At 63.4% G+C, this 20,111-nt stretch carries 25 protein-coding genes; 15 read left to right on the plus strand and 10 right to left on the minus strand.

The window, feature by feature from the left end:
- Nucleotide 1 precedes the first annotated feature (1 nt).
- From CG471_RS15980 to CG471_RS15995, 4 genes are read left to right on the plus strand one after another with little or no spacing between them, the layout of a single operon-like run.
- A complete protein-coding gene (locus CG471_RS15980) occupies nucleotides 2-778 on the plus strand; it encodes a PRTRC system protein B (protein ID WP_099232450.1) in 777 nt (258 codons plus the stop codon).
- Nucleotides 775-1,434 (plus strand): PRTRC system protein A, encoded by a 660-nt coding sequence (locus CG471_RS15985; protein ID WP_099232451.1) that lies wholly within the window; start codon nucleotides 775-777, stop codon nucleotides 1,432-1,434. The genes CG471_RS15980 and CG471_RS15985 overlap by 4 nt, the downstream gene beginning before the upstream one ends.
- Nucleotides 1,424-2,209, plus strand: coding sequence for a PRTRC system ThiF family protein (locus tag CG471_RS15990; RefSeq protein WP_099232452.1), 786 nt, complete (start codon nucleotides 1,424-1,426; stop codon nucleotides 2,207-2,209). Before CG471_RS15985 ends, CG471_RS15990 begins: the two co-directional genes overlap by 11 nt.
- Nucleotides 2,206-2,691 carry a hypothetical protein gene (locus CG471_RS15995; RefSeq protein ID WP_099232453.1) on the plus strand — a complete coding sequence of 162 codons (486 nt, stop codon included), beginning with the start codon at nucleotides 2,206-2,208 and terminating at the stop codon, nucleotides 2,689-2,691. Before CG471_RS15990 ends, CG471_RS15995 begins: the two co-directional genes overlap by 4 nt.
- 8 nt (nucleotides 2,692-2,699) lie before the next feature.
- Here CG471_RS15995 and CG471_RS16000 read toward each other — a convergent pair whose 3' ends face one another.
- Nucleotides 2,700-3,179, minus strand: coding sequence for a hypothetical protein (locus CG471_RS16000; protein ID WP_180275719.1), 480 nt, complete (start codon nucleotides 3,177-3,179; stop codon nucleotides 2,700-2,702).
- A 16-nt stretch (nucleotides 3,180-3,195) separates the two neighbouring features.
- Between CG471_RS16000 and CG471_RS16005 the strand changes: the two genes are divergently transcribed.
- The 11 genes from CG471_RS16005 to CG471_RS16045 all read left to right on the plus strand — a co-directional run bounded on the left by CG471_RS16005 (nucleotide 3,196) and on the right by CG471_RS16045 (nucleotide 7,951).
- The gene (locus CG471_RS16005) at nucleotides 3,196-3,867 is read left to right on the plus strand and encodes a DUF1643 domain-containing protein (RefSeq protein ID WP_257211570.1); all 672 of its coding nucleotides are present in this window, start codon (nucleotides 3,196-3,198) and stop codon (nucleotides 3,865-3,867) included.
- Nucleotides 3,864-4,148, plus strand: a complete 285-nt coding sequence (locus tag CG471_RS16010) for a hypothetical protein (RefSeq protein WP_143560219.1) — start codon at nucleotides 3,864-3,866, stop codon at nucleotides 4,146-4,148. The genes CG471_RS16005 and CG471_RS16010 overlap by 4 nt, the downstream gene beginning before the upstream one ends.
- Entirely contained in the window at nucleotides 4,145-4,417 is a 273-nt protein-coding gene (locus tag CG471_RS16015) for a hypothetical protein (RefSeq protein WP_099232456.1), read from the plus strand. The genes CG471_RS16010 and CG471_RS16015 overlap by 4 nt, the downstream gene beginning before the upstream one ends.
- Nucleotides 4,414-4,605, plus strand: coding sequence for a hypothetical protein (locus tag CG471_RS30240; protein WP_143560221.1), 192 nt, complete (start codon nucleotides 4,414-4,416; stop codon nucleotides 4,603-4,605). Before CG471_RS16015 ends, CG471_RS30240 begins: the two co-directional genes overlap by 4 nt.
- A gap of 135 nt (nucleotides 4,606-4,740) precedes the next feature.
- Complete coding sequence (locus tag CG471_RS16020) at nucleotides 4,741-5,112, plus strand: hypothetical protein (RefSeq protein ID WP_143560223.1); 372 nt, start codon at nucleotides 4,741-4,743, stop codon at nucleotides 5,110-5,112.
- Nucleotides 5,109-6,755: an SNF2-related protein gene (locus CG471_RS16025; protein ID WP_099232458.1), complete on the plus strand. Its 1,647-nt coding sequence runs from the start codon at nucleotides 5,109-5,111 to the stop codon at nucleotides 6,753-6,755. The genes CG471_RS16020 and CG471_RS16025 overlap by 4 nt, the downstream gene beginning before the upstream one ends.
- Nucleotides 6,752-6,943, plus strand: a complete 192-nt coding sequence (locus tag CG471_RS16030) for a hypothetical protein (protein ID WP_099232459.1) — start codon at nucleotides 6,752-6,754, stop codon at nucleotides 6,941-6,943. The genes CG471_RS16025 and CG471_RS16030 overlap by 4 nt, the downstream gene beginning before the upstream one ends.
- Nucleotides 6,940-7,332: a hypothetical protein gene (locus tag CG471_RS16035; RefSeq protein ID WP_099232460.1), complete on the plus strand. Its 393-nt coding sequence runs from the start codon at nucleotides 6,940-6,942 to the stop codon at nucleotides 7,330-7,332. Before CG471_RS16030 ends, CG471_RS16035 begins: the two co-directional genes overlap by 4 nt.
- A gap of 45 nt (nucleotides 7,333-7,377) precedes the next feature.
- Complete coding sequence (locus CG471_RS30720; protein WP_180275720.1) at nucleotides 7,378-7,548, plus strand: hypothetical protein; 171 nt, start codon at nucleotides 7,378-7,380, stop codon at nucleotides 7,546-7,548.
- On the plus strand, nucleotides 7,533-7,724 hold the full coding sequence (locus tag CG471_RS16040; RefSeq protein ID WP_143560224.1) for a hypothetical protein: 192 nt from the start codon (nucleotides 7,533-7,535) through the stop codon (nucleotides 7,722-7,724). The genes CG471_RS30720 and CG471_RS16040 overlap by 16 nt, the downstream gene beginning before the upstream one ends.
- Nucleotides 7,724-7,951, plus strand: coding sequence for a hypothetical protein (locus CG471_RS16045; protein ID WP_099232462.1), 228 nt, complete (start codon nucleotides 7,724-7,726; stop codon nucleotides 7,949-7,951). Before CG471_RS16040 ends, CG471_RS16045 begins: the two co-directional genes overlap by 1 nt.
- Here CG471_RS16045 and CG471_RS16050 read toward each other — a convergent pair.
- From CG471_RS16050 to CG471_RS16090, 9 genes are all read right to left on the minus strand, one after another.
- The gene (locus CG471_RS16050) at nucleotides 7,920-8,438 is read right to left on the minus strand and encodes a hypothetical protein (RefSeq protein WP_180275721.1); all 519 of its coding nucleotides are present in this window, start codon (nucleotides 8,436-8,438) and stop codon (nucleotides 7,920-7,922) included. The genes CG471_RS16045 and CG471_RS16050 overlap by 32 nt on opposite strands.
- A 7-nt stretch (nucleotides 8,439-8,445) precedes the next feature.
- Nucleotides 8,446-8,709 (minus strand): hypothetical protein, encoded by a 264-nt coding sequence (locus tag CG471_RS16055; RefSeq protein ID WP_099232464.1) that lies wholly within the window; start codon nucleotides 8,707-8,709, stop codon nucleotides 8,446-8,448.
- Complete coding sequence (locus CG471_RS16060) at nucleotides 8,706-8,906, minus strand: hypothetical protein (RefSeq protein WP_099232465.1); 201 nt, start codon at nucleotides 8,904-8,906, stop codon at nucleotides 8,706-8,708. Before CG471_RS16060 ends, CG471_RS16055 begins: the two co-directional genes overlap by 4 nt.
- Nucleotides 8,903-9,535: a glycoside hydrolase family protein gene (locus tag CG471_RS16065; protein WP_099232466.1), complete on the minus strand. Its 633-nt coding sequence runs from the start codon at nucleotides 9,533-9,535 to the stop codon at nucleotides 8,903-8,905. Before CG471_RS16065 ends, CG471_RS16060 begins: the two co-directional genes overlap by 4 nt.
- Nucleotides 9,528-9,758: a hypothetical protein gene (locus CG471_RS16070; RefSeq protein ID WP_099232467.1), complete on the minus strand. Its 231-nt coding sequence runs from the start codon at nucleotides 9,756-9,758 to the stop codon at nucleotides 9,528-9,530. The genes CG471_RS16065 and CG471_RS16070 overlap by 8 nt, the downstream gene beginning before the upstream one ends.
- Nucleotides 9,755-10,117, minus strand: a complete 363-nt coding sequence (locus CG471_RS16075; RefSeq protein WP_099232468.1) for a hypothetical protein — start codon at nucleotides 10,115-10,117, stop codon at nucleotides 9,755-9,757. The genes CG471_RS16070 and CG471_RS16075 overlap by 4 nt, the downstream gene beginning before the upstream one ends.
- Nucleotides 10,118-10,378: 261 nt before the next feature.
- A complete protein-coding gene (locus tag CG471_RS16080) occupies nucleotides 10,379-11,320 on the minus strand; it encodes a class I SAM-dependent methyltransferase (RefSeq protein ID WP_180275722.1) in 942 nt (313 codons plus the stop codon).
- A gap of 261 nt (nucleotides 11,321-11,581) precedes the next feature.
- Complete coding sequence (locus CG471_RS16085; protein WP_099232470.1) at nucleotides 11,582-19,009, minus strand: PLxRFG domain-containing protein; 7,428 nt, start codon at nucleotides 19,007-19,009, stop codon at nucleotides 11,582-11,584.
- A complete protein-coding gene (locus CG471_RS16090; protein WP_099232471.1) occupies nucleotides 19,006-19,776 on the minus strand; it encodes a hypothetical protein in 771 nt (256 codons plus the stop codon). The genes CG471_RS16085 and CG471_RS16090 overlap by 4 nt, the downstream gene beginning before the upstream one ends.
- Nucleotides 19,777-20,111 lie beyond the last annotated feature (335 nt).

Consider the following 20,111-nt stretch of genomic DNA (forward strand, 5'->3'; position numbering starts at 1 on the left):
CATGACCAAGCATATTTCTAAATTCCAGGCGACAGGGAGCGGGCTCGCTCTCACCAACGCCATTCTCCTCTACTCCAGCGGAGAGCATCTCGGCCGGCCGCAAGAGGCCTTTGCCAGCATCCACGATGTCGAGCACCTCGACGGCCAGCCGATCATTGCCGCCGGCTCGCCGCTGACCCGCGAGCATCTGCGGCGGTGGACCGAGGCTCTGGGGAAGGCGCTGGCGCCGGAAATCTTGCCTGACAATGTGCTGGTGTCGCATCCCGACATGCTCGCGTGGTGGGTGCCAGAGCAGGTCCGCACGTCCTATTTCGCGCTATCCCGGCCAGCCGCGACGCTGAAGGCGTTGGCGCAGCGCACGACGTTGCCCCTCCCGTATCCGGCGCACCTGTTCGTCGCTACCCGGACAGGGCTGGGCGTCTATGCCCTGCCGACGAACAAGCGGCCAACGGCAGACACGCAACTGCTGTTCTCGCCGGTGCTCAATGTTTACATCAACGGCTCGCTTTGCTGGGGCAATATTCGCAAGCCCAAGGCACTGAACATCGCGGCCATCCCTGAATATGAGCGCGCCGTGTTCGACTCCTGGTCGACGCATCCGAACCCAGGGCAGGAGATGACCGTCACTGGCAAGGGTGGCCTTGTCGCCCTGTGGGACGATCTCGCGTCGCGCAAAGCGGAGCGCTTCCCGGTTCGCCGCCTCAAGCCGTTCAACGCGGGCAAGCCGAAAGGCGCGCCGATCACGTTCGGCCAGCTGATCGCGGGGGCCGGGGCATGAGCAACCTCACGGATGATCCGACCGCCGCGGCGATCCTGGAAGCAGTGCCGTGCTATCCGGTCCCGCCGATCGGCAACTCGCCTGCCATCGATGCGCTGCGCGCTGCCAAGGCGGGGCATGGCTTTATCATCGGACAGGACGGCGTGATGCTGATCCTACGCCGGCCCTGGCTGGAACTGGACGTGCCCGTGTCGTCGCCGATCGCCGCGCACCTTCCCTATGGCAGCGTCGGGCCGTCGAAGGCGAACCTGCGGTGCGGCCGGATCCCCGGCGGCTTGCTGCGGCGGGTGCTGGAGCATTTCGAGGAGGCGCTGCCTAACGAGGCGGCTGCGTTCGTGATCTGGGACGAGGCGACCGGCGCGTTCGCGCTGGACTTCCCGACCATCGACGAAGCGACGCCCACGCGTCTCGTCTACCGCACGCCGACGCTGTCAGCTGGCTCGCATGTCATCTGCGACATCCATAGCCACGGCCGCAGTGGCGCGTTCTTCAGCTCGACTGACAACGCGGATGACGCCCACGCGACGAAGATATCGATGGTGTTCGGTCGCATCGACGATCCCGGCGGCGCCGTGAGGGCCTCCCGCCTGTGCGCTGGGGGCATGTTCTTGCCGGTGCTGTGGAGCCCCTTCTCCGGAGATAAATATGCAGAGTGAAGCGAAACGGCACTATCTGCGTGCTTCCTACGACAACAAGGCGATCAAGATCCTGCTGGTCGGGTGCGGCGGCAACGGCGCGCAGATGCTGATGGGATTGGCGTCGCTCGACGCGGCCTTGCGGGCGATATCGTCGCGATCACTGCATGTCACCGTCGTCGACGACGACACTGTGAGCGAGGCGAACCTCGGCCGCCAGCCGTTCTACCGTTGCGACCTTGGCAACTCCAAGGCGCGCACGCTGACGGAGCGGATCAACCTGGCGCATGGCCTGGCGTGGACGGCCGTTCATGGCCGCGCGCCAGCCGATGTTGAGGTTGCGGCCATGGATATCGTCATTTCCTGTGTCGACACCGCTTCCGCCCGGCGCGCGATCGGCGCCGCCATCGACGCTTGCGAGCGGGAATTCGACAACCTCAAGCCGCCGGCCTATTGGCTCGACCTCGGCAACCGCGCGACCGACGGGCAGTTCATCCTCGGGTGTCCGAAGGGGGCGGGCGACCAGCCGGGGCGCCTGCCGACCGTGATGGAATATTTCCCCGAGCTTGCGGATGAGAGCGTTGCCGAGGACGATGCGCCCAGCTGCTCGGTCGCCGAGGCGCTCGATCGACAATCGCTATTCGTGAATCGGGTCGTCGCCAGTCACGCGCTGGCGCTGCTGTTCGATCTGCTCGGACGCGGCTCGATCGGCCATGCGGGCGCCTTCATCAATCTGGCGACGGGGCAGGCGTTGCCGATCCCGTTGCCAGTCGTTCCGGTTGAGGTGGCAGCATGAACCTCCGCATCCTCAAGAAGCTGTCCAAGCGCGCCGCGCCCTACCTGCCGCTCCTCGGCGACAACCGGCAGCAATTCCCGGCCGAGTGGCACAACTATCACGGCTTCATAATCCGGGCGAAAAAGCATTGGGAACGCCACGTCTCGGTGCATGCCGACGCCTTCCGCTCCTACGAGGGCGAGTATGTGATCGCGCCCAAGTGCCGCGAGGGCACGCGATACCCCTACATCCATATCCGGCCGCCCAGTCACCCATGGCCGGGGACAATCATGGTCGGCGCCATGGAGGGGTATTACGAGCCCGAATGGGACGAAGAGTGCGCGTGGGGTGCTTTATGCACCATGGTCTTTGGCGAGTTCACGGATTGGGACGCATACGCGCGAGATGACCTGACGGGACGCGTGCTCACGCGCCGCCTGCGCACGCCGGCTGACATCTTCCGCGCGGCGGATGAGATGATCGCCGAAAGGTGTCCAAAATGAAAAATGATTCAGCTCAAAAGGCGTCGCATCTCATCAACACAGTCCAACGCAATTCGGGGCCAGTCGGCTTTCTCGTCGTAGATCGTCGCGCCCGACATCCCGCTTTGCGCCTCGGTAAAGCGTTTCATTTGCGCGCGCAGAGCGACGCTAAGTTCCCAATTCATCGCGCTTATCTCCTCAATGCGACCGCGAAAATCGCTCGCCTTTCGCGACATGGTTTGAGGACGCTTATTCTCAATATACCATTTGGTTGCGGCGCGAAGCTCATCGACTTCAGCCAATGCGCGCTTCCGCAATGGCTGGAATTTCTCCCAGTCACCGAATTTTTGGATGCCGACTGTGACACCTGCTGTCAGCATCACACCGAAGATAACGCCAGCAAAGGCCAGCCAATCGCCGGCGTCGGCACCGTCGATTCGCGCACGTGCAACAATATAGCAGGCTACGACAAACAGTCCGGTCGCTCCGCCGACCAGCGCTTCGGACACACGGCTTCTCCAATTCATGTCGAGGAACATCACTTCCACGAAGCAAAAACGCAAGTGGCGGCCGCCACATCCTTGTCCGCGAAATGCGGTTGATTTCACGCCGGAGGATGCTTTGAGCGCGCAATTCACAACCGATCTGTTCGGCAAAGAGATCATGGAGCGCACCGCGATTTTTTCCGGCCAAGAGCGGCTAGAGCTGGGCCGCCGCTGGGGACCGGGGCCGATCGCCTGTGTCATCGGCTGCAACCCGTCGACGGCGGATGCGAACGGCGATGATCCAACCTCGCTCTGGTGGAACGCATGGTTCCAGCTATTCGGCTTCGGTGGCTATCGCGCGGTCAACCTCTACCCGTTCTGCACCTCGTCGCCAGCCGAGTGCCGCAAGCGCGCCGAATGGCACCTGACCGACGATTGGTACGCGCGCGACCAGATGATCATGACGAACCTGCCTCACGTCGCCCAGGTCGCGAAGGAAGCCGATCAGGTTTTCGTCTGCTGGGGCAACATCGCCTGGGATGACATCTGGATCGAGCATGTCGTCGAGGAGATCCAGGGCGGTATCGAGCCATGGCCCGATCTATGGTGCTGGGGGAAGACGAAGAGCGGCGCACCGACGCATCCCATGGCGCGGGGCAAGCATCGCATTCCGCGCGATCAGAAGCCGATCCTCTGGAAGGCGGCATCATGAGATCGCTCCCCCAGTCGATGCATGACCGCGCCCGCCGGCTGGCGGAGGTTCACCCTCTCGCCACCGTCGCCCAGCTGCTGCGCGTCCACCCGTCACAGGTGACCAAGATGAAGCAACGCCGGTGGATCGCGCCGCCTGACGGCCGTCCAGTGCGGGCAATGCCGACAGACTTCGCCATCCAGGCGGGCCACATGAACCAGCGCGAGCTGGTCGACCATTATGGCGCCGGATCGCACACCGTCGCGCGCTGGTGCCGCGAACTGCGGGAGAGGCGCAAATGAGCCGGCGCATTCGCGAGCGCGATCTGCGCCACGATGCTGACTCGTTCCACTTCGGCGACGCGATGGTTCAGTGCGAGGGCTATGCCCCTTCCTGCTCCGAGCAAGGGCGCTGCATGATGGACGGTCGGTGCTTTTTGCACGACGCGCACCTTGTGGCGGCGCGCATGGTCGAAAGCCTGATCCCGACCAGTCAGCACGTATCCGGCTTGCATCTCGCTTATCCGCGCCGCGTTGCCGAGATGCTGCGCGAGGGGAGGATCTATCCGTGAAGCGCCGTCGTCGTCCCGCGCGACCTCCCGCGCGCCCATGGACGCCTGAGGAAGACGCGAAGCTGCGCGAGGTCAACGATATCGGCCTGCGCGTGGAATATTGGCAACTGGCGCTGCTAGAGCGGCTGGAGAGCGAAATGCTCAACCGCCGCTACGAGCTGGGCCTTAAACCCCCGAGGTACATATGAGTGATTTGCTCATTATATTTGTGGCGATCGTGGCGGTGCGCCTCCTTCCCTATGATGGGATATGCTGGGGCGGAAAAAATAGCCCGCATCCCGGCCTTTGGCTGACCAAAACTGTCACGGTTCGCGTGCGCAAGGTTGGAAAACGGAGCCCCTCGGATGAGGCCTGAAGAACTCGTCCATCATCTGCGCCGGCAGCGATATCGCGTTGGGCAAGAAATCTGGCTCCAGGACGATATCGAGGCTTCTTTGCGCTTTCTGCAAATTGCCTTCGAGCGCGAAGCCCGCATGACGGCGCGCGATCGGATCGACTTCCTCGTCGAGGGCGGGATCGGCATCGAGGCGAAGACGCGTTGCCCGCCGCGTCAGATATTCCGCCAGCTGGAGCGCTACGCCGAGCAGGACGCCATCGCCTCGCTCATTCTCATCACCGGCACGGCCATGGGCCTGCCTGACGCGGTCAAAGGCAAGCCGCTGTTTCTCGTTTCCACCGGGAGGGCATCACTGTGAAATCCTACGGCCAACTCGAATTGGACCGGGTCGCGCGCCGCTGGCGCATCACCCAGCTCGCGCCGCACGTCGCGATCGCGTTCAAACGCATGTTCCCCCGCGTGCCCGTCACATCGACCGAGATCGGCATCAGCGACACTGACGAGGTGCGCGCGGATCTGCATTGGTTCATGTCGCGCTATCCCCTCGACCATGACGAATGGGACGAGCTCGACGCCGCTGTCGATCGGCTGGCCTATCGCGCGGCCGAGCGGGAGCGCATCCTGTTGCCGACGTGGAAGCCCGGCGAACTGCAGGGCTTCAAGGAAGGGAAGGCCGCCTATCTCTATCAGACGCAGGCCGCAAAGATCGCGGTCGCTAATGGCGGCATGCTGCTGGGCGACGACGTCGGCCTTGGCAAGACGATCAGCGCGATCGCGGCGCTGCTGTTCGGCGCGCCTATGCCGGCGGCGATCGTCGTCCAGCCGCACTTGGCGGGGCAGTGGAAGAAGCGGATCGAGGAATTCTCCTCGCTGCGCGTCCACATCATCAAGGGGCGCACGCCCTATGATCTGCCCGAGGCGGACGTCTATATCTTCAAATACAGCAATGCTGCCGGTTGGGTGGACATCATCAAGGAGGGACCGTTCCGCTCCGTCATCTATGATGAGATCCAGGAGCTTCGGCACGGGCGAGGAACAGCGAAAGGCGAAGCTGCCGCTATCCTGACCGACCGGTCCGACTTCCGAATGGGGCTCACAGCCACGCCGGTCTACAATTATGGCGACGAGATGCACGCCGTGATGGAGTTCGTGAAGCCCGATCTTCTTGGGGACTGGAGCGAGTTCATCCGCGAGTGGTGCAGCTCCGGCCGTATCGTTTCAAATCCCGACGCGCTTGGCTCCTTTCTGCGCGACACCGGCTATTTCCTCCGCCGCACGGAAGATGACCCGACCGTCGACGCATCGATGCCGCCGCCTAATATTCTGGAATGGGAAATCGACCACGACCTGGCCGCCGTCGAGGGGGAGCAGGAGATTGCGCGCCAGCTTGCCCAGACGGTGTTGAGGGGCAGTTTCGCAGAGGCCGGCCGCGCCGCGCGCGAGCTCGACATGAAGATGCGGCAACTGACGGGCATAGCGAGGGCGGTTGCCGCCTATGTGTCCCTGCTGCTGAAGGACAGCCCGCGTGTGCTGCTCGCCGGCTGGCACCGAGAGGTTTACGACATCTGGAAGGACGCCTTGGCGCCGTTCAACCCCGTTCTCTACACCGGCTCGGAAAGCGCCGCCGGCAAGCAGCGCAGCGTGGACGCGTTCTGTGGCGGCGATTCCCGCGTCATGATGATGTCTCTGCGATCAGGCGCTGGCCTCGACGGGCTGCAATATCATTGCAGCGACGCTGTCGTCGGCGAGCTCGATTGGTCGCCACAGGTCCATTACCAGTTTTTCGGCCGCCTGCGCCGCCCTGGTCAGACAAAGCAGGTGAACGCACACTATCTGCACACTAACTGGGGCAGCGACCCGGTGCTGCTGGAAATGCTCGGCATCAAGGCGGACCAGTCGCGCGGGATCAATGACCCTGGCATCGCGCCCAAACCGCGCATGACAGACGAGAGCAGGTTGAAGGTGCTGGCGCAGCATGTGTTGGCGGGAGGTGTATCGTGACGATAAAGCAGAAAGCCGGAGACATCGAATTCACCGCCTACACCGATGGTTATCCTATCCAGATCGTTGCCCGCCTGCATGCCGGACAGATTGACAGCGTAGACTATCGACTGTCGGTAAATGACCTCCATGACCTTCGATACTGCGTTGACCGTGTTCTCGCCCAGCTGCAGGAGCGCAAGCCATGAGACCACTTCCGCAGTCGATCGAGCAGCAGCGCGACGGCAACGTCACCTACGAACTGAGCGACGGTCGCCGGATCGATCTCGTACTCGCCGAGGTGCGCCAGTTTGGCGCGGCCGAGATCATCGCCGCCTACGGGCTCGACGAGCCGACGGACCCGATCCCGCTCATGCGGGGCGGCCAGCAGATCGGGACCGTGCCGGCCGACTTTCACCCGATGGGCTTCGAAAGCTCGTCGTCTTGGCATGATCCGCGCCCGCATGACTTCCGCATGGAAGACGGGAAGTGGATTGCCCACAATTCCCTCGGCAACGGCGATATCGGGGCGATACCGGGCTTCAAGGCAAGCGACGCGCAAACGGACTATCGCCCGTTCGATGAGCCTGACGCTTGACCGAATCGAATTGTGTTCTGCATATGTTCGCGCAGGAGAACAGCCATGGAATTGATCGAACAGGTGCGCGCGGCCGTCGCTGACGCGCTCGATGCGCGTGGGTTCAGCAACAAGGCCTTTGTCGCGGAACTGCGCGAGGGCAAGCGCGACGATAGCCCGTACATGGTCGGCGCTCTGGCGTGGGCGGAAAGGGGGCAGGCATGGAAGACGAAGTGAAGGCGAAGTTTCGCGCGTTTGCTGATCGGTTCGCCAAGGATGCGCCGGTGCTCGATACGGGCTTGGTCGGCGCGGACCTGCACGAGATTGCCGATCTGATCGAAAGCGTGGTGGGGATACCTGAGATTGACCTCAGCGACCTCGGACGCTTCTGCAATCTTCGGCCGATCAGCTGATGGGCCGCATCGACTGGATTCCCATCGCTGAAATGCCCGATCACCTGAAGGACGGGCGCGACTTGCTCTTCTGGAGCGACGACGAGGCCGTGATCGCACTCTGGGACAAGTTCATCACCGGCGAAGACGATTATTACGAGGACTGGGCGACGCGAGAGGGTGGCAACCTGATGGGCGCCACCCACTTCGCGGAGATCAACGCTCCGGACTGGCCGCTGGCTGGCTGATCTCCGTCGCCCAGCGGTAAGCGCCTTGGGCATAGGCCGTATTCTCAGCGCAAATGAGCGCGTCGCCCTGGGATATCAGGATGGTGCCGAAGGGGATGCCGTCACCGGATCCGACAGGAAGGTCGGGATTTTCGGCGCCTTCAGCAGGAATGCCGGCGTCGTCGGCCGATCGGCGCAGATCGGCGCCGCTGCCCGGATGTCGAGCGGCTTGGGCCCGCACGAGGCTAGTGTAGCGCTCGCGCAGAGCGTCATAGTCAGACTGAGCAGATTGAGCCGCTTTCGCATCTTTCGCCTCCTGTTTGGCCTTCTGTTCGAGCGCATCCGCCTTCGCCTCGGCCTGGGTGTGCGCGACGGACGTCTTCCAGATCTCGAACTTGCCGCGCTCCTCGGCGAGTGTGGCGCGCGTGAGCAGTAGCGCCGCCACCAGCATGGCAATGACGACGCCAGCCGCGATCGCGACGGCACGACGGATATTATGCATGGTCACCACGGCGTCATTCTCCCGTGTCGAGGATCATGTCCCCGATTTGCTGGCCGCCGGCGCTGAGCGCGCCGAGCGCATGAAGGTCGTTGGTGTCGCCCCAGCCGTAGACCTGAATCCGGCCGTCCTTCATCACCTGCACCGCAACCATGGCGGAGGTGCCGACAAAACCTTCAGCCTCTTCGGTTTCGATGCTGTCGGCCGCGCGGCGCAACATGTCTGTGATCGACCGGCAGTTCTCGGAGTAGATGGTGTGGACTTCGGCCAGCTCGGTCACTGCAAGGCCCCCGAAAAATCACAGAGGGCCAATGGCCACCATCGCCCCTCTGTGCCGGCGACGGCTGAAACTGCCTCAGCTGGCTCGCAGTCATTGCCCTCGATGTCGAACCAGGCAACGACGGGATAGATTTCTCCGTCCTCGGCGAGATACTGCCGTCGAGCGATATTGATCGCGTCGGCGGCGATGCCTGTCACCGGACTGCCTTCACGCGCGCTTCGAGATTCTCAGGCGTCTTGCCCGCGACGATCCCGGTGTAGCAAACCTCCTGAAGGCGGCGACGACGCAGCGACAGGCCACGGGTTTCGCGGCCGCCGGCCTTGTTGAACTTGATCAGCCAGTCACAGCCCGCCTTCCACTGCTTGGCGCGCCAGAAGCGGACCAGGCTCGATTTGCAGACGCCGGCAGTGCCGATGTTGAAGGACAGGTCTACGCCCGGCACCGCCTGATATGGCCGGCCGTAAAGCTCGGGGATGCACTGAATGACCGGCTCTGCGTGTGCGATCAGCTCTTCCTCGAGCTTCTCGTTGCATTGCGCCTCGGTGTAGGTCTGCCCGAGCTTCATGCCCTTGGTGATTCCGTCGCACGCAGTGGGAACGCCTACGATATCGAGGTAGACCTTCAGATACTGCTTGCCGGCGATGTGCTTGACCTGGACGGAGCCGTCCTGCTGCACGGTGGCATCCACCTTTCGGCCGCTTTCTTCGCGCGGGATGATGACGAACAGCATCGCCGCGGCGAGTGGCGAACCAAGGACGGCGGCGAGCGTGCGCTTCTTCACGCGCTTTCCCGTGACGACGATGGGCGGCGGGAGATCGTCAGCCATCCTTCTTCTCCTTGGTCAGCACGCGGGCGAGGGGGATGATGACGAACAGGACCAGAGCGATCGTGTCAGCGTGAGGGATCGATGCGCGGACATCTTCCGGCAGGCCCAACCAGGTTTGGCCTGCGACCTCAGCCGCCACCATGAGCAGCGCGCCGGCTGCGCTGATGCGGACCGACGCCCACTTCCACGCATGGCGCCATTCGTCGATGAGCTTGACCTTCATGGGACTTCTCCAACTTTGTCGGTCATGTCCTGCGGGACATGCAATTGAAGCGGGAAGGCATCGCCAAGGATGACCCGGACTTGTTGAAGCTCCGGGCTGTTAGGGTCGGATCGGAATTCCTTGGCCACGAGGATGTTCACTGCGATCGTCAATCGCGTCATCTTCTCTTCGAGCTGGTTGAGACGGGCAGTCAGTTCGATCACTTCGTTGGACTCTCTCGCGGCACGCCGATCCTCACGCTGCTGCCGGCGATCGTCGCGCTTCCCCCACCATTCGAGCAGCCAGCGCACGCCCATGCCGATGCCGACGAGCCCGCCGCCACCAAGCAGCCATTCCGATGTCGAGGGATTGTCAGCCACAGGGCGCCTCTGCCGAGAACCCTGCGTCCGAACGATGCTGGTGGAAAATCCGCGCCACGTGCTAGCCCCTTTGGACCGCACTTCATGCGCGATTGATCGATGCCCTTAGTCTATCCGATTGGCGAATCGGTGCCAATGGCCAATGTGTGGCGGGGTTTGACTCATGCTTGCACCAAAAGCACAATCGCGAGTGAGGAGGCGCCGTTGGACGACATCCGCATGCCAGATTAGGCGGGGTGCTGGGACCGTACCCGCGCCGTTTTATCGCAACAAAAACTCAACCCGGTTAGAATAAAGCTCATAATCATCGTAATGCGCAAGGGCGGCGCGCTTCTCTGCCGTCATCCATCGTTCGCCCATTCGACCGAACTCCGCGAAATCACCCCCGATGTCAAAACCGACACGATTGAACAGTTCTACGAAATCGCGCCGGGTCAGCTTGTTTAGGTAAGTGTTGATCGTAAAGTCCGGGTCCAACAAGTGGCGCCAGGCAGTCGTGCCGTTAGTCTGGGCGGCGACGTTTTGCGGATACCATTCCACTGCATGCCCACCAGCGATGCCGGTATACACTACCGGGCGGGTGACGACGATGCCGCCGGGCGCCAGGCGGCTGCGGATTGTGGTCAGCAGAACTTCGAGTTCGGCTGGAGGGATATGTTCGAACACGTCGGTCGAGAACACAATGTCAATCGCGCCGCCGAACTGTTCCCAGGTCGAGTGATCGCCGGCACTACCGACTATCAGCTTGGCTGTATTGGGGCGATAATGCGGGGTGTTTGCGACAAGAACCTTGTGGAACATTGGCCATTCGCGGGCGTCGAAAAGAGCGTAGCGGACCAGACTCTTGATCCCGCGTTCGAGGCCGTTCTTTCGGAACACGCGGACCAGATCTCTGATTCCCATCACTGGGGCATCAAGATCGACCGCGATAACGTCCTTGAAAAAGCCGGTCAGGCCAAAGGCGCGCTGAGGACGCGGGCCAAAGCCAATTTCCAGCACACGCGCCTGACTTGCCAGCTTACCGGTTTCGCGTTCATAGATTGCGGCAACACCGGCGACCTCATCGCGAATCTGCATCGCAAAATCCTTGGCACCAGGCTCGCCGATGCGGAATTTTAGAAGTTGCCAAGCGTACTTTAGTTTCTCAACCAGCGGGATGCTGCCCAAGGATGAATTTGAGCGTGTCGGTGTCTTTGATTTCATTTCCATCACCCCCCACCAATTGTTTGGTTGCGGCTATCAAAATAGACTGCGATTGACAAGTGTTCGCTTCACAACGCGGAATTTATGTACGCAAGCCACAACACTGTTCGTTCATCATTCTATTTCCAATACGCTTTAAATATTTTAGCGGAAATATAACTGTAGGTGGGCTTATTCGCCTCGTTAATTATGTGCTGTGTCTCACGAAATAGCGTCGAGCAACGCTGTTTGTATCAAATGATTTGAACCGGTAAACGCCCTTTATTCTGCGCCCTCGCCACTACCGTCTGCCGATTCGAACCGGAGCTCGCCCGCGAGCTTCGGGTTGATATAGATCCCGTTCCGCATCTCGGCCCGGCGACGCTCGCGCGCGCGCAGCGAACGGCGGACATCCTTCGCCTTGATTGCCCAGCTAGGATGCGCCTCATTAAATTGATCGATGCGCTTCTCGACGTCAGCGGTACTCGATCCGGCACGCACAGCCTTGTCAAAGTCGACCAAGATGCGCCGGCGACGGTCCGTGATCCGTTGCTCCTTGTTCTTGTTCGCGCGGTTCTCCTCATACTGGCGCGCGAGAGATGCCGGCGTGAAGCCCAAAGCCTGATAGAAAAGCTCAAGCGTGGAGAACTCGTCTTTGACGATATCACCCTTCAGGCTCACAGCGCCCTCGCTGGCATAGCGATACAGGCGCATCGGATCCTTGATGGCGTTGGGCGCAGCAGTCTCCACGCCACGATAGATTTGGCCCTCGTTCACGGCCTGGTCGATGCCCGCCCACCAGTTCCCGCCCATGGCGACGGCGGCGCCCATGCTCTGGATCGCATAATATTCCCAAGCGGCGCGCCCTTCGAGCTCGCGATCGGGCGACCGGAACCAGAGGTCAGGCATGCCGATACGCTCGCTCAGACTGATCCCGAGCGTCGCGCCAGGCACACCTTCGAGCGCGGCATTGCCCAGACGATTGCCGAGCGTCGCGCGGACACTGGCCTTGAACTCCTCTTCGGGGTCATCGTCACTGCCCATGAGTGCCCCGATTGCCTGCGCGATCGCCATAGTGATGCCGTAACCCCACGTGCCCGTAATGCCGGCCGAAAGCATCATCATGCCGGTCACGCCGATCAACTGAATGCGTGCCTGCTTGCGCTCGGCCGCGCTGCGCCCCTTGAAAGCCTGATGCGTGTCGCGGATCAAGCGCGCCAGCATGTTCACCTGGAAGTTGCGGAAGACGAGGAACATCTTCGCGACGTCGCCCTGCATGAAGCGCGGACGCGCTGTGTTCGTGTAATTGAAATGCGACTTCCACGTCAGATCGCCGGCAATATCGATCGCCTGCTCATGACCTTCACCCTTGCGCCGCGCCATGCGGTAGGCGGCGAGGAACGTCACCTCACGGTTCAGCCGTTCGGTGTGGTGGAAGGACCAGCTGATGACTTCCATCAGGATCGCAGGGCCTGGGCGATATTTGATGCCGGTTTCCGACAGACCCGCAAGATCATGCGACTGGGTTCGGTCGATCACACCCGTCTCATAAGCGGCTTCCATGGCCCGCTTCTCGTCTGCGGATAGCGATGCAGCGTTCTGCGCATGCCCGCGGCCAGCCGCGAAATCCTTCAGAGCCTTGGTGAGCTCGAACGATGCGCGAGCCATGCTTCGATAACTGCCGTCATAGGCGGCCAGCATCGGCACGCCCATGACAGCCGTCTGCCCGAGGTTGGCGAGGGCCGCCGACGGTCGCCAGCTAAGGAACCAGATGAACGCCATGCTGGTCGCGGCCTGCGACCATGGCGAGCCGGTCGGGTTCATCGTGAACGCGTGGCGACGGCGCATCTCGTTGACGATCATCTTGGCCCGGTTCGGATCCTTGGCCCGCTCTGCCTGCTTTTCCGCCTGATCAAGCGCGTCTTCCATATCGAGCGCGTGCTGCAGGCGTGCAAGCTGGTGGCTCCCGTGGAACATGTGGTTCGCAAAGGCACGCATTGCGTCCGTCGTGAAGCCGGCCGTTCCCTTGCGATGGATGCGGGACTTGCGTAGCGACATGTCCGGCAGCGTTTCGAGCCAGCGCTGCCACACCGCGTCGCGGACCGCGTCGCTGATGTCCGCGCCTTCAAGGATCGTCTCGACGTCGACGACAAATTGCGGATCGACCTGATCACGCAGCCCACCGCCGGCGCCGAGCACGCCATGCTCGACGGCATAACCCTCCTTCTTCATCTCCGCGACGAAGGCCTGCTGAGCGCCTTCCGTTTCGAACCGCGAGAAGCCGACGATATCGCCACTCTCCTTGTCGCGCGCCGTGGCGGAGTAGTTGCCGAAGCGTGCGAGCGGGAAGTATGGGCCGGAGATATTGCGGGTCTCGAAGAAGGCCCGAAGCCGCGTCATGCGCGCGCCCTTGGCATAACGCTGGACACGGGACTCTCGGTTATAGACCTTGTCCGCCTCATCGAATGCCGCCTGCTTTGCCTCCTCCGACAAGTCGGAATCGGCGATGCGGATCAGCTCGGCGTCATAGGTGTCCTTCACCTGCCGATGGCGGATGTCGAGCGCCTTGCTCAGATTGTCGAGCAAGGCCTTTTCGAACGCGTCGGACATCTCGCGATAGGTGTCGCGAACGCGGACATAGAGCTCCCTGGCCTTCTTCGGCAGAGCGTCCCACGTCTTGCTGAGGTCGCTATGATCGGACCGGCGCTGGCGATCGATCTGGGCGCGCTCGCTCGCTTCCTCGAACCCGGAGGCATCGGGGCCAGCCGCCAGGGCCTCGCGATCCTGCGGCGTGAGGATGGAGACAAAAGGCTTCGCGGGATCCACGCCCGCAAGCGTCGCCTCGTGCATCAGGTCCATCATGTCCTGATTGACCTTGTTGCCCGCCGTCTTCTGGAAAATGAGCCAGGCCTTGGCGACCTCGGCCGTCTTGCCGTGCCAGGTGTCGCGCGCGCTATCCATCTGCCGCTTGAGCTTGAGATAATCCTTCATGGCGGTCAGGTTGTGGTCGAGCGCGAATTCGCCCGCCAGGACATCATGCGGCAGCGTTGCGAGGACGTTGAAATCGCCACCCATCGCGTCAGTCATCTTGCTTCGCACGATGCTTGGCGTTGCCGCATCGATCGCCTCGACGGTCGGCCCACGGCGGCTGTACCGCACCTCGCCCGACTCGTTCGTAACGGCGAAAGGCTGAGACCGGAGCGCGGCAATAGCAAGGCTCTGCAACTGCGCCGGCGTCACACGCCCGGCCTGCGCGCCAAAGCGACGCAGCATCCACGCCTTGAACACGCCAAGCAGTCGATCGACGACGTCGCGGATGCCGGCCGGCAGCTTTGCCCGCTCCTCGATCGCGTACGCGCCAAACTCCTCGGCGGTGTACGCCGCTGGCGGACGGGCGCGGTCGACGCGATCCAGCGCCGCCAGCCAGAATGGCGACACATCGCGCTCGCCGCTCACCAGCAGGCCGGCCGCATTGCTGTAGAGCCGGCCCAGGCGCTGGATCAGCGGCTTCCACTTCGCCTCGCCAAGCAGGGGCTCGACGCCGGCATGGAACATCTCATGCAGCAGTACGGGGAGGGCGGTCGCATCGGTGAGCTGGTCCGCCACGAGGTGAATACGCCCGTCCGGCGTCGTGAGGCCCTGCACGCCAGACTGTGCCTGGCTCGCGAGGGACGTATCATCCTCCGGCTTGGCGGCATAAATATTCTGGAGTATGCTTCTTAGCGCTCCGGCACCTGCTCCAGAACGCACCCCAGCTTCGGCTGCATCTGCACTGGTCTTGAAGGTGGGCTGTCGGAGCACCTCCCTCAAAGCGACCTCATGGACGTACATGCGCTTGGCGTTCTTATCCGACTTGATCATGACGATTTCGATCATGTCCTGGCCGCCCATGCGGATTGGCGCCGCCACGAAATAGGCAGTGCCTTCGCTGCGCGCGCCAGCGATCGGCTCGCTATGCACGATCTTGCCCCGACGCAGCACGTCCGGAACCGCTGCAAACGCCGCCGCCTTTGCGCGGCCAAGGCCGTGCGACACGGAATTCTTCACCGCTACCGCGTCGATCGACACCTCGCCGATGCCGGGCGTCTCGACGGTTTCTCCGCCATTCTCGCGGTACCAGCGGGTCACCTTGGACGTGAGCGGATAGCCGTCGGGCGCGAACTCGTCGCCTTTGAGCGTCACGACGGGATCGCCGTCGAGAAAGGCGCGAATGCTGGCGCGCGAGGCGCCGATCGGCAGGGTTTCGGCCGACTGGTGCAGAACGATCCGCCCAGCGTCGATCCAGCGCTGAATCGCGGGCCCGAACTTCGACTTGTCGAGCGTCGCCTTCAGCGCGTCGGGCGATGCGAACATGTCGCCAGCCGCAATTGGCTCCGCCGCCTCGCTAAACAGGGCGATATCGTCACCCACCGGCCGCGCTTCTATCGCCTGGAAGAATTCGTCAAACGCCGCACGGATCGCCGGCATTTCTTCGGCCGTGGGGTAGGGGTACGCCTCAGGGATGAGGAAGGCCTCGGGCGACACCACATTGGCGAGATAGTCGTTGGCATGCTCGGCGTCCGCCAGGCGCGCGATGACGTAGCTTTCGAACGTGCGAGCCGACATCTCTACGTCAGTCGCCCAATAGGCGCGCGTGCGACGCTTATCGAGCTCCTTGGAGCGCATGAGGATCGCGGATTTGCGGATCGCCTCCATGACGTTGCGGAAAGCCCAGACCATTTCAGGCCGGACATTCTCGTCCGCGGCGCCCGTGTCGGTCAGGAATCCGGCCGCATTGCCGCCCATGCGCGAGAAATAATTGTCGAGGGCGTGCCACCATTCATGCGCGAGCGACCCAGCGCCGCGCCCCTTGGTCAGGTTGATGACGACATTGCCCGGCTCATAATGCGCCGATGCCGCACCGACACCGCCCTTGCCCCGCGCGCCAAAGGCAAGGCCCAGCTGCCCGCCCAGCGATAGGGCGCGAGCGGGAACATTGAGCACGCCCGCCATATCGAGCAGCGCGTCATATGCCTCGTTCAGATCCTCCTGGCGGCGCTGATCCTCGACATAATTTCCGAACTGCACGCCGCGGAAACCGAAGCGCTCGGCAAACAGCTCGGGCGTGACGTCGCCGCCGCTGCGATGATCGACGCCGACGCGCGGTGCGTTGACGGTCCGGCGCTCGGGCGGGATGTCGCGGTAGGCTGCGAGCTGCGCCACAAGTGCGTCTTGGTTCTCGCGCAGATAGGTCCGCGCTTCCGCAGCCGTGTCGAAGGACTGGAGATCGACATATTCAGTGCCGATCTTCTTGCCGATGTAGAAGCGCTGCGCCACGCCCCGCTTGGAGTAGATATCGAACCGAACGGCGCGGCCACTGTCCTTCGGCGCTAGCCCGCCGGTGGCGAGCTTCGCGAGGAAGCCGTCGATAGCCTCCTGCTTGGTCTGTCCGGTGGCGATCTCCTGCGGCCAGTTGCTCCAGCCCGTGCCCTTGGCGCGCTTTTCCACCGCCCAGAGCGACACGTCACGCTCGCCGCGGTAGAGCGAATAATGGTGGAAGCGAACGCTCAACCCCTTGAGCGACTGGGCATGGCCAGCCGCCAGATAGAGGTCGATGGCGCCTTCCAGCTCTTCCATCGCACGCTTGCCGCCGGGTTCCTTCACGAGCGCGCGGAATTCGGCGCCGGTCTCGGTGTTGTTGAGCAGGCCGTTCGCATAGTCGCGCAGCTGACGGACATTCTCGGCCCAGCCCTTGAGCTTCCACGCCTTTTGCGGCTTGGCAGGCACAGCGTCGCGGAGCGCGCGGACGGACGCGACGACATAGTCCTCGACGCCATCATCCAGGAGCTTCTGGTAATTGGGCTCCGGCCAGGACACAGATAGCGGCTCGGTCGAGACATCGATGCCCTCGGCTTCTGCCATCCGCTCCTTCAGGCTCTGCGCATAATCCTTGCGCGCACCGAGCAGCTTTTCGCCGAAATCCTCGATCTTTGCCGGAGGCGTAGCTGCGGTCGCTGTCGGGGCTTCCTCCTCCTCGGCCGGCAGCACCTCGCCGCGCACTATCTCGGGCTGGCCGCGCTCGACCTCCCAGGCGATGGTATCGGCGAGATCGATCGCGGACAGGTCCACCGGCGCCCAGCGGTTGGTGCCGGACGTTGCCTGCTTGTCGCCCTCCTTGGCCGAGACACGGTACATCAGGGACACGCCGGCACCATCGGTCGGCACGACGCCGCGCAGAGAGCCAGCGCCGACGATCGCAAAGACATTGGTGCCGCTGGCGGGGTGACGCAGATGCAGAGTGACGTCGCCCGATACCGCGACACCGCCGGTGCGACGCGCCACCGGGTTCGTCGCCTCGCCCTTGGCGTTGGGGTGCGGCTCGAACCCGAGCGGACGCAGTGCGGCTGCGACCGAGCGCATATAGGCTGCTGCATCGCCCAGGAAGGCGTCCTTCAAACCATCCTTCAGCCCCTCGCCAGTGTCGATATTCTCGCCGCCCTCGACCGGCATCCAGCCGTCGATGCGATCGACGCCCCAGTCGCGCAGCTTGCGCGAGCCAGCAGCGGCTGGTTTCTCGCGCTTGGGCCTGGCGACCTCGGTGCCGAGCGTGACGGCCTCTTCTGCGGGCAGGCCGGGCTTGACCAATTCGGCATGCGCGGCGCGCGAATCCTCGGGCGTGGACATGCCGACGGTGTCGAGGCCGGGATAGTTGCGCGCGCCTTCCCAGAAGGACAGCAGGTAGGGCGTGATTCGCTCGCCGAAGTCGGCACGCATCGCGGCGGCATAGTCGGCAAACTTGCGCACGCCCGCCTCTATATAGGCGCCGGCAATCGTCATGCCGTCAACAAGCACTTCCGGATCGATCCCGCTGTTGATGCGGTTCATCTTCTCCCGGAGGCGCGCGCGCGCCGCCTCGACCTTGTCGGCAGTGAAAAGCTTGTTACTGCTGAAGACGTCGTCAGTCGTTTGCGCAGATTCGGCTGGCGGCACCGGCTCGGCGGTTGCCACCGGCGGAGCGTCCAGGGTCGCACCTTGCTCCGCCGGCGACCCTTCACTAACAGCCCGATCCGCCTCAGGTTCCTCTACGGCAACCACTTCCGGCGCAATGGACATGACGCCATCGCGCATAGCGCGCTCGATCACATAGTTGTTGAGGGACGTGCCGCCGCCACGCTCGACATTGCGGAAATAGGCGCTGCGCTTCCCGGCGCTTTCGATTTCATAGGTCGCGCCGGCCGACAGATAATCCACGTCCTGCGACACCGTGTAGCGCTCGCCATCGCGAACGAACGGGTTCGGGCTCTTCTTGCTGGTGGGGCGTCGCTCGACTGCAGGCTTGGTCACCGCCGGCGCAGAAGTCGGGGGGGGTGTCTCCGACGCCGACGGCATCTCAACAACGGCCGCAGGTGTCTGAGGTTCCACGGCTTTTGCAGCGGCAACCTTGGTGCCGGCCGGCGCGATCGTGCGCTCGGGGTCTTTCACCCACGTGCGGAAGTCGTCGAAGGACATTTCGGTGATGTCGCCGAGGCCGGTCCACCCCTTCTCGTAATTGGCGAGATAGCCGCGACGCGCAGCGCCCTTGTCGCCAAAACCGACCATTACCTTGTGCTCGTCAAAGGATCCGTCCTTGTTGACCTGGTCGACGATGAACACGGGATTGGTTGGATCGGCGGCTTTGGGCCCAAGGAACACGTCGACATGATCGCCGTCTGCCCCCTCGGAGCGCTTCACATAGCCATATGTGTATCTGAGCGGCGGCCACTCAGGGCGGCGGCTGGTCCCTGCCGGTTTTCGATCGACACGTCCAGGCCGCCTATCGCGACATGACCTTTCGAATAATTGCCCGCCTCTTTCTGTGCTTCCGTAGGCTCGGGAAGATCGTTGAGCGGCGAGGTGGCCGCCTGCGCCTCAGCCGCCTTGATCGCGTCGGCCGCGCCCTCGCGCGCTTCGTTGATGGCGTCGATCGCCGCCTCGACGCGCTTCTTCTCGGCGAGGAGCGGTTTGGTCCAACCCGCGTTGGTGCGTGCCTGCGAGGCAAGATAACGCAAGCGCGCGCGCAGATCGGCTTCGGACATAGATGCCGCAGCAGAGTCGGACTCGACCTCCGCTGGCGCCACCTTCTGCGCCGACGGGGCAGGCTTCACCTTCGCCGGCCGCGCCGGCTTGGTGGGAGCGCTCATCACCTCGCCCGTTTCGGCGTCGAACATCTCACCGGTCTCGGGCGAAGATGCAGGCGCTTCCTGCTGGATATCCTGCGCCTGCGGTTGCGGTGCAGGCGCGACCACTTCCTGCGGCTCGTCGGCTGGAGCGGGGGCAGGGGCCTCAGCCGTCAAGTTCGGCTTGACAGCTGCAGGGTCAACCAGGCGCACATGGCCCGCCTCGATATCGGTGCGCGGGATTTGAAGCTCTTCGCCGCTTTCGGTGCGCACCCATAGCGCATCGCCAGTCTCGCCGAGCAGCTGGACGGGCACGTTCACGCCATCGGCTTCTAGCACCATGCGCTGGGGCGTCGCGTCCTCGGCCAGAGGCGTCGGTACCAACGTCGAAACGGGCGCGGCGATCGGCGCACGCGCGAGGGCGCGACCTAGAGGTCCAGACGGCGGAGGGGGAGGCGGCGCGACCGGCTCGGGAGCAGGCGCTGCGGCTTGCGGGGCGGGCGATACAGGCGGTTTTGCCGGGACAGGCGCTGTGCGAGCGGCGCCGGCAGCCACATCGCCCGCCGCCTCGGTTGGCGGCATAACCCGCATCGCGGGGGGGGCGATCGCAGGGTCCGCCCGCGCGGGGCGCGCCCGCCCGCCCACTGCGCCGGGTCCCGCGCCGGGGGCCACCCCCC

The sequence above is a fragment of the Sphingobium sp. IP1 genome, assembly GCF_002708645.1.
Lineage (GTDB): Bacteria > Pseudomonadota > Alphaproteobacteria > Sphingomonadales > Sphingomonadaceae > Sphingobium > Sphingobium yanoikuyae.